Consider the following 13,120-nt stretch of genomic DNA (forward strand, 5'->3'; position numbering starts at 1 on the left):
TTGCTCAGCATCCCTCGGTAGCCTGCGGGCGCAGGCGGACCGGGAAGGACAGACGACGTGGGTGGCGCTGAGCGCAACGCTCGGAAGAAGAAGCAGGAGCAGCGGGCGACCAAGGCGGTCGTGGCGGCACGGGGTTCCTCCGGCGACCGGAACAAGGTCGTCATCGGGGTCGCGGTCGTCGTGGTGCTCGCGCTGGTCGTGATCGGCGGGGTCGTCTGGACCGCGAACAAGGACTCCGCGGACGACGCGCTCAAGCCGCCGGCCGACCTGACGGGCGTGTCCGCGCCGGTCGAGCGCGAAGGCGGGGTCGTCGTCGTCGGCGAGGAGTCGGCGAAGGCCACGATCGACCTGTACGAGGACTTCCTCTGCCCGGCGTGCGGCCAGTTCAAGAAGGTCTACGGCCCCCGCATCAAGCAGGAGATCGAAGCGGGCGCGCTGCGCGTGCGCTACCACGCCCTGCCCTTCCTCATCCGCTACTCCGACCCGGAGGGCTACTCGCGCGACTCGGCCAACGCCGCGCTGTGCGCGACCGACGAGGGCAAGTTCTGGGAGTACCACGAGTCGCTGTTCGCCGCCCAGCCCGAGGAAGGCGGTCCCGGGTACACCAAGGAGGAGCTGGTGAAGCTCGGCACCGACCTCGGCATCACCGGTGACGCGTTCAAGCAGTGCGTCGAGGGCGACAAGCACGTCGCCGAGGCCCAGGCCGAGCTGGACGCCGCCAAGGGCACCGGCGACTTCAAGGGCACGCCCACCGTGATGAAGGACGGCCAGGTCATCGACTTCGGTGACGAGAACTGGCTGACCAACCTCCTCAAGTGACCCCACCCCAAGCCCGCTAGCAGCCAAGACGCGTTGGGGGACCCCCCGATTTCACTCGGGGGCACCCCGTGTTGTACGGTATTGCCACACGAGAACGGCGGGCCTGAAACCCCGGTGGGACCGTGCGAAGCAAGGGGCTGTGGCGCAGCTGGTAGCGCATCACACTGGCAGTGTGAGGGTCAGGGGTTCGAGTCCCCTCAGCTCCACAATCGAATATCGTATGAGAATCGCCCGCTGACCTGCGTTGATGCAGGTGGCGGGCGATCTTGCTTTGCGTCCGCTGTGGACTGCGGTGGCCGAGTTGGAGCAAATCCGGAGCAGGCGGTCGCTCCGGACGAAATGTTGTCAGCGTTGTGCTCCAGTTCTCTGCGGGTGCGTAAGGTCACGTTGTCGCTGAGCCGGGCCGATCGTTGACCAATTCCCGGTGTACCCGCGGGCGGGTGCGGTTGTGGGCTGCGGGATGTCTGTCATGACACCGTCCAACCGATCATCACCGCCTACCCGTCACACGACGGCTCGGGCCACGCCGTTGGGCTGAACCGGCGTTTCGGGAGCGAAACCACCTCGGGTGCCGTCCCGCACGGGGTAGCGTGGCGCGGTTTTCACGTCGCCGGAGGGAAAAGCCGATGACTGATCCGTTGGCCAACGTGCAGCGCCTGGTGGACGACTGGGAGCGCGACGCCGAGCAGAAGGCGGCGCGGTACGAGTCGATGCGGCAGGAGGTCGAGCGGATCTCGCTCACCCGGTCGGCCGCCGGTGGAGCGGTCAGCGTGACCGTCGGCCCCAACGGCATCCCCAGTGACGTGTCCATGACCGAGGCGGTGTCGCGGCTGCGCCCGGAGCAGATCGCGGCGGCGGTGATGGAGGCGATGCGCCAGGCCCAAGCCGCCTACCCGGCCGAGTTGGCCCGGATCGTGGGGGAGACGGTCGGGGGGACCGCATCGGGACAGCACATCGTGGCCACCGCCGAGCGCAACTTCCCGCAGGTCGAGCCGGACACCCCTCCCGTTCCGCCACACCGACCGCGCCGCGGCGATGGCGATGACTTCAGCGACGACAGCTACCTGGGGTGAAGCGATGACGGGCTACGAGGTTCTCACCGGGGAGATCACGGCCTTGGCCGGACGGGTCGACGGTTTGGCGGACCGGCTGCGCACCGCCGCGGACGCCGCGCGGACAGTGGCGATGAACGACTCCGCCTACGGCGTGGTCTGCCAGCCGTTCGCCATGCTGTTGCAGCCCTTCGAGGAGATGGGGGTGCAGGCCCTGACCAAGGCGGCGGAGACGGTGGCCGACAACGCCGCGAACCTGCGTGAAACCTCCCGTGCCTACGACGAGCAGGAGACCGGTGAGTCCAGCCGCTTCGACGGGATGAACCGGTGAACAACCCGCTGATCGCAGCGCCCCAGGACGACACCACCGCGGTCACCGGCATCGGCATCGCCGAGTCCGCCGCGGACCTGGCGAGCGGCATCTCCGACGGCAGTTGGGTCGAGGCCGGTCTCGGCGGCGTCGGTGTCGGGTTGGAAGTGCTGTCGATGGTCATCGACCCGATCGGCACCGTCGCCTCCTACGGGGTGGGCTGGCTGATCGAGCACGTCCAGCCCCTCAAGGAGGCGTTGGACTGGTTCGCCGGCGACCCGCCGGTGATCCGCTCCTTCAGCGAGACCTGGTCCAACGTCGCCGCCGAGGTCGCCCGCGTCGCCGAGGAACTCGGCACCCAGGACGCTGCCGGCTGGCAGGGTCACGCCGCCGACGCCTACCGCGGCCACGCCGCCCAGACCGCCGACGCCATCGCCGGTGCCGCGACCCTGGCCGAGGGCGTGGGGGTCGGCGTGATGGTCATGGGCGAGGTCGTCGCCGCCGTCCGCGAGATCATCCGCGACCTGGTCGCCGAGGTCGTCGGCAAGCTCATCGCCTGGGCACTGGAAGCCGTCGCCACCCTCGGCCTGGCCACGCCGGTGATCGTCGCGCAGGCCGCCTCCACCATCGCCCGGGTCTGCAACCGCATCTCCGACCTGGTCCGCAAGCTCGTCAAGACCATCGGCAACGTCACCCCCCGCATCCGCAAGGTCCTCGACAAGCTCGGCGAGATCATGGAAAAGCTGGGCAGGCTCGGCCGCAAAGCCGACGGCCCGGGCACCCCCGGCGCCACCAGCCCGGCCGGCGCACCCAGCGCACCCGACGCACCCACCGTCAAGGGCCCGGACGGCACCACCAGCCCGGCCGGCGCACCGGGCACGACCTCGCCCTCCGGCACGACCTCGCCCGCCGGCACCACCACCCCCTCGACGACCAGCACGCCGGGCAGCCCTGCCACTCCCGACACCACCAGTCCGGACGGCGCGACACCCACCACGTCCCCGGAAGGCCCTCGGCAGACCGACCGCACCGGGAACAGCGGGCAGCGCGACGGCGACATCGACAGCACGGTGGACGACCCGCACAACGCCTCCCAGTCGGCCGACCGGCCGTTCTGCGAGGACGACCCGATCGACGTCGCCACGGGTGAGGTGGTGCTGTCGCAGACCGATGCCACGTTGCCCGGCCTGCTGCCGCTCGTGTTCTCCCGGCACCACCAGTCCTCCTACCGGGCCGGACGGTTGTTCGGTCCGTCCTGGGCCTCCACGCTGGACCAGCGGGTCGAGGTCGGCCCGGTCCACGTCTGGCTGGCGACGGACGACGGCCGCCTGCTGCGCTTCCCCAAGCCGGACGGCGCCGAAACCGTGCTGCCCGACTTCGGTCCGCGGTTGGCGCTGCGGCGCAGCGGCGCGGGCTACGAGGTGGTGCACCCGCAGCGAGGGCTGGCGTGGGAGTTCCAGCCCGTCGGCGCGGAGTGGGACGCGCGCTCGACGCTGCCGCTGACGGCCGTCCGGCGGCGGGCGGGCGGTGAGATCCTCGTCGACCACGACGACGAGGGCCTGCCGACCCGGTTGCGCCACTCCGGCGGGTACGAGGTCGCGGTCGACACGACCGACGGACGGGTGACGGCGCTGCGGCTGACCTCCACGCCCGAGCCGATCACCCTGACGCGCTACTCCTACGACGACGCGGGACAGCTGTCCGAAGTGACCAACTCGTCCGGCGCCGCGTTGCGCTTCACCCACGACGAGGACGGCAGGCTCACGTCCTGGACCGACCGCAACGGCGTCTGGTACCGGTACGTCTACGACGAGCAGGGCCGGGCCACCACGACCATCGGTTCCGGCGGGGCGCTCAACGGCACGTTCGCCTACGAGGACCGCCGCACCACGCACACCGACACCCTGGGCGGCACGACCACCTACGAGCTCAACGAGCTCGGCCAGGTGGTGCGGCAGATCGACCCGCTCGGCGCCGTGACCACCCGCGAGTGGGACCGCTACGACCGGCCGCTGGCCGTGACCGACCCGCTCGGCCGCACCACCCGCTACGCCTACGACGACGAGGGCGACGTCACCACGATCACCAGGCCGGACGGGACGACGGTCACCGCCGCCTATGCCGGCGCGGGCCTGGCGACAGAGGTCGCCGACCCCGCGGGCGGCAGGTGGCTGCGCGAGTACGACGCCCACGGCAACCTGGTGACCGAAACGGACCCGGCCGGCGCCACCACGAGGTTCGAGTACGACGAACGCGGCCACCTCAGCCGCACCACCGACCCGCTCGGCCACGTCACGCGGTACGAGACGGACGACGCCGGGCTGATCAGCGCGATCACCGACCCGCTCGGCGCCACCACCCGCCACCAGCGGGACGCCTTCGGCCGCGTGGCCGCCACGACCGACGCGCTCGGCGGCACCACCCGGTACAGCTGGACCGTGGAGGGCAAGCTGCTGGCGCGCACCCGCCCCGACGGCAGCACCGAGCGGTGGCACTACGACGGCGAGGGCAACCAGGTCGAGCACGTCGACGCGCTCGGGCAGGTCACCCGCACGGAGTTCACGTTCTTCGACCTCCCGGCGGCCCGCACCGCTCCGGACGGGGCCCGCACGTCGTACGCGTACGACACGGAACTCCGGCTCGTCGAGGTCGTCGGCCCGCACGGGTTGAGCTGGCGCTACGAGTACGACGCCGCCGGCCGCCTGCGTCGTGAGGTGGACTTCGACGGCCGGGTGCTCACCTACACCCACGACGCCGCCGGCAGGCTGTCCACCCGCACCAACGGCATGGGTGAGACGGTCGTCTACGAGCGCGACGTCCACGGCGACGTGGTCGCGAAGCGCACACCCGCCGGGACGACCACTTTCGACCGCGATCGCTGCGGTCGCGTGGTCCGGGCGACCAACCCGGACACCGAGGTCGTCTACGAGCGGGACGCCCGCGGGCGCGTGCTCGCGGAAACCGTCGCCGGGCGGACCGTCCGGTCGGGATTCGACGCCGTCGGCAGGCGCGTGTTCCGCGAGACCGCGGCGGGTGTGACCTCCGCCTGGGAGTACGACGCGGCGGGCAACCCGGTGGCGCTGCACGCGACCGGTGGCAGCCTCGCCTTCCGGCACGACCCGCTGGGCCGCCAGGTCGAGCGGAGCCTGGGCGAACTCACCGTCACCCAGTCGTGGTCGCCCGCCCACCAGCTGACCGGACAGGTCGTCGCGGCCAAGCAGCCGATCACCCACCGCAGTTGGAGGTACCGGCCGGACGGCCACGTCGAGGGGATCGCCGACCCGGCCGGCGAGCGCCGGTTCGCGCTCGACCGGCGCGGACGCGTCGTCTCCGTGCAGGGACAGGGCTGGTCCGAGCGCTACGACTACGACCCGGTCGGCAACATCACCCGTGCCGACCTGCCGGTCGCGGACCACGGGTCCGAAGGGCCGCGCGAGTACGCCGCCACGCGCCTGCGCAGTGCCGGCCGCACCTCCTACGTCCACGACCGGCAGGGCCGCGTGGTGCAACGGCGGCACCGCACGCTGTCGGGGCAGGTGCGCCTGTGGCGCTTCACCTGGGACGCCGAGGACCGGCTCACCGGCGTGACCACACCCGACGGCACCACCTGGCGGTACCGCTACGACCCGATGGGCAGGCGGATCGCGAAGGAGCGGTTCGACGTGGCCGGCAACCCCGTGGAGCGGTTCGACTTCACCTGGGACGGCACGCGATTGGTCGAGCACGCCCACAGCAGCGGCACGAGCAGCACCTGGGAGTACCAGCCGGGATCGGTCACCCCGGTCGCCCAGGTCGACCAGGACGAGGTCGACCGGCGCTTCTACGCGATCGTGGCGGACGTCGTCGGCAGCCCGACCGAACTGGTCGACGCCCGCGGCGAGGTCGGCTGGCGGCGCACGAGCACCCTCTGGGGGCGGACGCTGTCCCAGGCGGGCGAGACGGCCTGCCCGCTGAGGTTCCCGGGCCAGTACCACGACCCGGAGACCGGCTGGCACTACAACCACTTCCGCTACTACGACCCGGAAACCGGGCGGTACGCCTCACCCGACCCGCTGGGGCTGGTGCCGTCGGTCAACCCCGGCGCCTACGTGCCCAACCCGACCAGGCAGATCGACCCGCTCGGCCTGCAGGGCTGCGACGTCAGCGGTGACGAGGCCAAGCAGCAGGCCCTCGCCGACGCCGGTGTCCCGCCGGGTTCGGAGCCCCTCGACAGCCGCATGGTGCCGTCCACCACGCCGAGCGGCCGGCAGATCATGGAAAACCACCAGCCTGTCTTCTTTCCCGAGGAGATCTACCTCAACAACAGGGACGAGCTGATCGTGTTCCAGGACCACTACACCGGTCACCAGTTCGGTGAGGGCGGAGTGGGCGACCAACCCCCGCACGTCCATGTGCGACCCTACGAGAACACCCGCAACGGCCAAGTCCCCGGAGCGCAGGAGCACTACTATTACAACCCCAGCCTGGGCAGACCGACTCCTGCCCAATGACGCCAAGCTGCTGGCCCGGTTCTACCCGCAGGGACCGGACTTCACCGGCGCGGTGCTGCGATCGATCCGTTTCGAGCGCCGCGGGCCCGGCTGCACGCTGCGCGTCGACCTGCCCGTCGCCTCGGACGTGCCCGGCTACAGCCGCGTGCAGGCGCACCTGGGGTTCCTGGCGGTCGACGACGTCCGGCTGTCCGGTGCCGCGCTGCCCGCCACCGTCTCGGTCGAGTTCGAACAACGCCCGCGAGCCCGACTGGCCGTGTCGGTGACCGGCGAGTCGCTGCGCCTGACGCTGACGTGCGCCGAGCAGTTCCGCTTCGGCAAGGTCAGCGCCCACAATTCGCCCCCGGACGCGGTGGACGACGGGCCGCACGAGTTCACGAGCAGGTTGGACCAGCGGCTGTACACGGCAGTCCCCGGACCGGAGACCGACACCTACCATGAGCACATCTGACTTGTCGGCGTTCGATCTCTACGCCCTGCACTGGGACGAACGCGACCAAGCCGTCACCGCGTCCTTCGAAGGACCGCTGGACGAAGCCGCCCGCCGGACGTGGGACGCGCCGCCCGAGCACGACTGGGTCCGGTTCCACCTCAGGTTCGCCGCGGTCGACGACGTGGAGGTGCGCGGCTGGAACTATCACCTGCCCATCAGGGTGGAGCAGGTGCCGGTAGGGGACCGGGTGTCGGTCACGGTCACGGGGGAGAGCACCGACGTCCGGTTTACTTCCGCCCCCGCCGCCCAAGTGGGCAGCCGAACGTCCAAAGCCGGGTCGTTCTGACCAGCACGCGCCACGGCACCAAGAACCGACGTGCCACCTCTCCTGGAGACCCACGACCGCCGGTCCGTCCGAGGCCGACTTGGGTGCGTCGGCGAATCGCGTGGCCGAGTCAGGCACCGGCCGGTTCAGTCATGTCGGAGTGTTCGTCCGTCGCTTCACAACCGTGAACTCGGCGAGGAACTACACCGGTCACTGCCCTGGAAGATGTCGGTCTGCTGCCAGTCGACGCATACGGGGCGTTTGCCGATCAGCATGAATTCGTGCAGGAGTTCGCGGAGCAGGTTCAACGGCAGAGTGGCTTCTTCGGGAAACGCGGTGCGAGTGTCCCTGTCGATGTAGAGCGTCGCGCCGCTAGGAACCCAGGTGTCGGTCTGCCGGGCAGGGCGATCCATGCCGCAGTGTTTTCCGCGCCACTCGTCGCCTTGTCCGGCAGGAAGTCTGTCGGCCCGAACAGGTGAACAGCGGCGACGTGGTGCTGGATGTCGAGGTCGAACTTGAGTTGGTGGTCGGGCGACTCGGCCGGGCCGACCATTGGTCGGTTCTGGGTGTACACCACGATCGGATGTGACTGCGGGTTGGCCAGGATGTCGGTCAGTACATCGTCGAGGACGGCTTCGGAGTCGACGGTAACCGGCTCGTCGGCGCGGTTGTCGCCGCTGAAGTAATAGATGAGGAGACCGTGCATGGCTACGCCATCCTGCGCCAGGTGCTGTCACCGACGTCGACGACGGCCTTGTCCCAGCGGTCCTGGAGGCACTGGAGCAGGCGGCTGGTGGCTTCAGGGGCGACGTGGGAGCAGGTGCGTTGGACGGGGTCTTGAGGATGTGGCCGAGTCGGAGTGACTGGGCGATCTCGAGATGGTGTCGTCGATCATCCAGGTCTTGTGGCTGTGGCGCAGTCCGTGGAAGGTCAGGTTGGAGGCGCAGGAGGGCGCGGGGCTGGTTGAGGGTGATGGTGCGGGCGGAGGCGTCGGTCTTGGGCTGGCCGAGCCAGAGCTTGCCGCCGGCGGATTCGTGCAGGGCGCCGTTCTGGGGGGCGATGATGAGGAAGCCTGTGTCGTCGTCGAAGAGGTGCAGGTTGTGGCGTTGCAGGCCGGTCAGTTCGCCCCAGCGTGCGCCGGTCCAGCCTGCGGTGATGACGAGCACGGCTCCGACGGGTCCGTAGAAGGCGGCGACCTGGTCGGCGATGCGCAGCACCTCGGCGGACTCGGCCCAGACTTTCTCGGGGATGCGGGCGGCGTGGTTGCGGCGTCCGCGTCGTCGGGGCCGGATGGTGCGGTGTTGATGTGGAGCAGGTCGCCGTCGTTGTATTCCCGTGGCAGGTTTGGTCGGCCGATCCGGAGGTCCCGTGCGAGTGCCGGGTCGCGTGCGACGAGCGTGCAGGCTTCCTCTCGTTCGCCGGCAGGGCCGGTGCCGCGGCGACAGCGGCGACGCGTGGGATGAGGAGTTCCAGGCCATCTATGGCCCGGACGATCCGGCATGCTCCGGGTTTGCGGACGAGGCGACGGCTGCGGCATGGCACGATCGGGCGCACGATTGACCGGGTGGTTGGCGTCTGCGCTGCGATTGTGGACCAACTGCAATACCGCACGTGGGGAACACATGTTCGATGTTCGAGTCCGGCCTCTGTCTTCATTCACGCTGTGATATGTGAAGCAAATCTGGAGCAGGCGGTGGAGTTGAACGACATGCGACGGCTTCAAACGGCGGTGAACGACACCGGCTGACCTGCTGGTTCTCAGTTTATGCTGGCCGGGGGCGCTTGGTGGACCATGCTGACGGTATGAGGGTCGGAGGTTCAGATTCGCCTGGCTCCTTAAGTGGGAAGCTCATTCGAATCATTCGTTGACCTGCAGTTGTATGGTCGGTAGAGGATCTTGACTTGTGTTCGCTGTAGACTGTGAGTTGGAAATTTTGGAAAATTTCGCTGCTTAGCGTGAAGTGTCGTCAGCCGTTCGTGGGTGGCGGTGGCCATCGCGCACGACGGCGCGGCCGAGTCGGTGAGCGCGCCGTGACACCGCGCTCGCCTTGCCCGCGATGACGGTCGATTGTCGGGGTGGGTGTTCCTGTGGCGGGTCGGTCGGTTACAGGTTGGCGCGTGCCAGGCGGGCGTTCAGGCTGGGCTTGTTCTTGTGCGTTTGGCGCAGGGCCGCGTGACGTTGGGTGAAGTCGTGTGGTCGGTTTTCGCGATCGGCCAGGGTTCGCAGGTCTACGAGGAGTGCGACGGCGGCGTCGTAGTCGGCGGGTTTGCGGGTGGCGATCAGGGCGTCGACGCGTGCCCAGGCGGCTTGCTCGTCCTGCGCCAGTTCGTCCAGCCGCTGCTCACGGGCGAGGGCTCGGTCGCGTTCGCGACGGGCTTTCTCCTCGGCGCGCTTCGACTTTTCCCGCTGCTGTCGTTCGGCGCGCCTGCGCGCGGTCGCGTCAAGGAGTTCGCCGACCGTGCGTTGCGGCGGTGCGGTGGCGGGTGGGGTGTGGTCGTGGAACCGGCGCAGCAGCTCCCCCCGGACGGTCGCGGCCTGGTTTTGGAGGACGCGCAGCAGCAGGTGGTCCTTCTCGGTACCGGGTAGGTCCGCTACCCAGGCAGCGAGGCGTTCGGGGTCATCGGTGGTCTCGTCGCGCGGTGGGCTCGTCTCGGCGGCGACCGCGAGCAGGTCGTCGTCGAGGCGGAGGAAGTCGGCCAGGGCGCGCTGTGCTGCGGTGGGTGTGCGCAGTCCGGCGGGTACGGGTGGTTCCGGGGCGTCGTCGGCGTCGCGGTCGAATGCTTCCTCGTCGCGTTCCCAGGTGCCGTACCCGGCGAGCCATGCCAGGTACAGCGCGCGGTGGTCGCCGGTGGCGAGTTCGTTCCGCACGCCGACGATGGCGGACAGTGCTCCTTGTGGCTCGTAGTCCCAGTCGCCGGTTTCGTCGTGGTTGCTCAGGTCGACGATGAGGTGGGTGTCCGTCGTCCAGGCGTCGAACTGCCCGTCGACGAGGTAGGGCTCGACGGTGTCCAGGTCGAGCAGGGTGCGTGGCAGGCGCAGCAGGAGGCGTCGGGTGCCCCAGTTGGCGAGGTAGAGGTGCGCGTCGTAGTGGCGTTCCACCAGTCGGTTCGGGTCGCCGCGGAAATTGCCCCACTCGTACTCGTTGGTGAAGCCGGTGGCGGTGATCCGCGCGCGGGTGGACAGGGCGCGGACCTCGGCTTGGGCTTGCGCGTCGAGCGGCTGGTCCAGCGCGGCGAACTCGTAGTACTGGTACTCGCTCAACGCCCGCCTCGCGCTCTGGTCCCGGGGAACGGTGCCGCGCGGAAGCCCGAGTCGTCTCCCAGGTGGAAGAACAGGTGTCCGGTGAGCGTGTCGTCCTCGGCGAGGACGGCCCAGCCGCGTCCACTGGCCTGGTCCATCTCGTCGTTGCCCTCCCAGGTGAACTCGACGAAGGGCCGGCCGTCGCGCTCGCTCCAGCGGCAGTCCATCCACCCGTTGACGGCGATGAAGCCGAACTCGCCGGTTCCGCCTCGCGTGAACTCGATGAATCCGGGCTCGACGAGGTCGATGGCGTCCTGGTCCCACTGGTCCATCTCCACGATCCGCCACCGACCGGTCACGCGCCTCGCGGGCTTCGCCACTCGTCGTCCCTTCGTGCCGCAGTCGTTCCGGTGGGGCCGAGCCGGGATCCGACACGGCTCGACCGAGACGAGAGGGTAGCGCCGAGCCGACAGGTGGCGGTCGCGGAGCCGCGACAGCGAGCTGGACAGAGCTTCCGGGTAGTGGAACGGTCTTGGGGGGCGGCGTAGGTCCGCAGCTGCGGTGGACCGACGGTACGCACGTCCGTCTTGGGCGCAAGGATCAGGAATGATGGGTTTTGAACCTCGCGTCCTGATGTGTGGGGCGGTGGTCAGGTCGTGGATTCGGATTCAGTCGGTTCGGTAGAGCTGGTGTCGGTGCCGTCGCTCTTCCCGCCCGGCTCGATGGAGGCGTGGCGCCGCCGTTGGAGCTCGTCGCGTTCGGAGTCCGGGATCGTCATCGACTCGGCGAGCACGGCGGCTAGCGCGTCCACCTGAGTGTTGTCGACGTCGGCGTGGAAGAGCCACCGGATGTTCTCGTCGCGCGTGATGAGGTCGATCGCCGAGCGCGAGCTCCTGTCCTGCGTAGTTGCTCGAACGTATCGCACCTGGTCGGTCGGGATGTCCTGACGGATCTCGGCTTGCTCCAGGAACGCATCTGTCTTGGCCGTGATGATGCGGCGATCCGTGACGGCGACCAGTGTCTTCGCCGGGCCCTTGTCCATCGCCGCCGCCAGCTTCTCCATCGCTCCGCCGACGATCGCGGAAATGGGGTCGAGGGTGTCGAGCTGGTCGGGGAAGCCGAGGACGCGCAGGGCCTCGCCGTCCTCGAAGAGCCATCGCAGGATGCGGAGGTACGGCGCTGGGTCCAGCGATTCGGGTGCGCAGACGATGTCGGGAGCCTTGAGCGGAGGAGCCGGTGGGTGGAGGGCGTCGGCGAGAGGCTCGATCACCTCCAGGAGCCGGGCGGAGACTTCGCGGACCGCCTTCACGTCCTTCCGCATCCCCAGCAGCGGCCACGTGTCGGGGCCGCGGAGCTCGGCGGTGATCCGCAGCTCCCGCGTCAGCGCGTCCACGAGGCTCGTCGCCTCGGCGAGGGCGGAGTCGAACTCCGCGCGGGTGTCGCGCGCGATGACCTCGGCGTAGTGCGCCTCGGCGGCGTCTTCGCGGCCGGCGGCCCTCGCCCTTGCGGCGCGGAGCGCGTGGTACCCGGTCCACGCCTTGAGGGAGGACAGGAGGGCGTGCACGTCGAAGGCGATCGCCTCGGCGTTCGTCCGCAGATAACCGCGGTGGCTGCGTGCGTCGGCCCGACTGGTGTGCCCGACGTGGTCGCGGACGTTCCTCCGGTAGAGCTCAAGCTGCTTCTGCACCAGTGCTCCGCTGCCCGCGACGTCCTCCCACAAGGACGTCGGGACCGACTCGATCTCCCGCGCCTGGTCGACCGCGCGGTCGACGGCGGCGGCGAGCCCCGTCAGTTCGGCCCACTGCTCCTTGCGGATGGTGGTGAGGACCTGATTCGTCACCGCGCGGTTGGTCCTGACGAGGCTGGAGAGCTCACTCAGCATCATCTGGAGACCGATCATGGCCAGCGCCGGCCCGATCGAGGCCGCGACTCGCGCCATGCTCACCGCGTTCACGGCGTAGAAGCGGGCCTGGTGCACGATGCGGCCGCGCACCACCACCGCTCCGAGGTTCCCGCCGTCCTTCACGGCGAGCGCCGCGCCGTTGTTCAGCAGGGCCTGAGCCGTGCCGCCGATCCTGTAGAGCCCCTGCACGCCGGCGAACGCGTTTCCCAGGTTGCCGACCACGGTCGCCGCGTTCCCGATCGAGGCGAGGACCGCCGAGACCTGCTTGCGGTCGGCAGCCGGCACGATCCCGAAGTCGATCAGGTCGGGCTTCAGCTCCGGTGGGACCTCACCGGCGACGACAGCCACCCCTGGGAGCACCTCCACCAGGAACGTCGACGTCGTCGTCGAGTCGATGTCCGGGTCGGACGCCGGATCGTCCGCGACAGGTGGGTCGGTGGTACCGCTCCGGCCGCCCTCCTCGGGCTCGGCGGTCTCCAGCGAATCCGAAGGGTCCTGCATGCGATCTCCTCCCGCAGGTGCGCGCAACGGCGGAACCCGCTGATCG

General features: G+C 69.7%; 12 protein-coding genes and 1 tRNA gene. 8 read left to right on the plus strand and 5 right to left on the minus strand.

The genetic code is table 11. From position 1 onward, the window contains the following. The first annotated feature begins 57 nt into the window (after positions 1-57). The 7 genes from ACRAKJ_RS04935 (at position 58) to ACRAKJ_RS04965 (ending at position 7,450) form a co-directional block, all read left to right on the plus strand. Positions 58-819, plus strand: a complete 762-nt coding sequence (locus tag ACRAKJ_RS04935) for a thioredoxin domain-containing protein (RefSeq protein WP_438924067.1) — start codon at positions 58-60, stop codon at positions 817-819. A gap of 133 nt (positions 820-952) precedes the next feature. Continuing rightward, a tRNA-Ala gene (locus ACRAKJ_RS04940) sits at positions 953-1,025 on the plus strand. 420 nt (positions 1,026-1,445) lie between these two features. Continuing rightward, entirely contained in the window at positions 1,446-1,892 is a 447-nt protein-coding gene (locus ACRAKJ_RS04945; RefSeq protein ID WP_438924068.1) for a YbaB/EbfC family nucleoid-associated protein, read from the plus strand. 4 nt (positions 1,893-1,896) lie between these two features. Beyond that, positions 1,897-2,202 carry a type VII secretion target gene (locus ACRAKJ_RS04950; RefSeq protein WP_438924069.1) on the plus strand — a complete coding sequence of 102 codons (306 nt, stop codon included), beginning with the start codon at positions 1,897-1,899 and terminating at the stop codon, positions 2,200-2,202. Further along, entirely contained in the window at positions 2,199-6,671 is a 4,473-nt protein-coding gene (locus ACRAKJ_RS04955) for a DUF6531 domain-containing protein (protein ID WP_438924070.1), read from the plus strand. The genes ACRAKJ_RS04950 and ACRAKJ_RS04955 overlap by 4 nt, the downstream gene beginning before the upstream one ends. A 52-nt stretch (positions 6,672-6,723) precedes the next feature. Continuing rightward, a complete protein-coding gene (locus ACRAKJ_RS04960; RefSeq protein ID WP_438924071.1) occupies positions 6,724-7,122 on the plus strand; it encodes a hypothetical protein in 399 nt (132 codons plus the stop codon). Next, positions 7,109-7,450 (plus strand): hypothetical protein, encoded by a 342-nt coding sequence (locus tag ACRAKJ_RS04965; protein WP_438924072.1) that lies wholly within the window; start codon positions 7,109-7,111, stop codon positions 7,448-7,450. Before ACRAKJ_RS04960 ends, ACRAKJ_RS04965 begins: the two co-directional genes overlap by 14 nt. Positions 7,451-7,605: 155 nt before the next feature. On the opposite strand, the gene ACRAKJ_RS04970 is transcribed toward ACRAKJ_RS04965, so the two are convergent. Both ACRAKJ_RS04970 and ACRAKJ_RS04975 read right to left on the minus strand, forming a co-directional pair. Continuing rightward, the gene (locus ACRAKJ_RS04970) at positions 7,606-7,842 is read right to left on the minus strand and encodes an Imm1 family immunity protein (protein WP_438924073.1); all 237 of its coding nucleotides are present in this window, start codon (positions 7,840-7,842) and stop codon (positions 7,606-7,608) included. Next, positions 7,734-8,135, minus strand: a complete 402-nt coding sequence (locus tag ACRAKJ_RS04975; RefSeq protein WP_438924086.1) for a hypothetical protein — start codon at positions 8,133-8,135, stop codon at positions 7,734-7,736. The genes ACRAKJ_RS04970 and ACRAKJ_RS04975 overlap by 109 nt, the downstream gene beginning before the upstream one ends. 172 nt (positions 8,136-8,307) lie before the next feature. Here ACRAKJ_RS04975 and ACRAKJ_RS04980 point away from each other — a divergent pair, with 172 nt between their 5' ends. After that, on the plus strand, positions 8,308-8,892 hold the full coding sequence (locus tag ACRAKJ_RS04980; RefSeq protein ID WP_438924074.1) for a hypothetical protein: 585 nt from the start codon (positions 8,308-8,310) through the stop codon (positions 8,890-8,892). Between the two features lie 641 nt (positions 8,893-9,533). On the opposite strand, the gene ACRAKJ_RS04985 is transcribed toward ACRAKJ_RS04980, so the two are convergent. The 3 genes from ACRAKJ_RS04985 to ACRAKJ_RS04995 form a co-directional block, all read right to left on the minus strand. After that, positions 9,534-10,691 carry a hypothetical protein gene (locus ACRAKJ_RS04985; RefSeq protein ID WP_438924075.1) on the minus strand — a complete coding sequence of 386 codons (1,158 nt, stop codon included), beginning with the start codon at positions 10,689-10,691 and terminating at the stop codon, positions 9,534-9,536. Then, on the minus strand, positions 10,688-11,050 hold the full coding sequence (locus tag ACRAKJ_RS04990; RefSeq protein ID WP_438924076.1) for a hypothetical protein: 363 nt from the start codon (positions 11,048-11,050) through the stop codon (positions 10,688-10,690). The genes ACRAKJ_RS04985 and ACRAKJ_RS04990 overlap by 4 nt, the downstream gene beginning before the upstream one ends. 269 nt (positions 11,051-11,319) lie before the next feature. After that, positions 11,320-13,074 (minus strand): hypothetical protein, encoded by a 1,755-nt coding sequence (locus ACRAKJ_RS04995; RefSeq protein WP_438924077.1) that lies wholly within the window; start codon positions 13,072-13,074, stop codon positions 11,320-11,322. Positions 13,075-13,120: the final 46 nt, after the last annotated feature.

The organism is Saccharothrix sp. DSM 118769, from assembly GCF_052936295.1.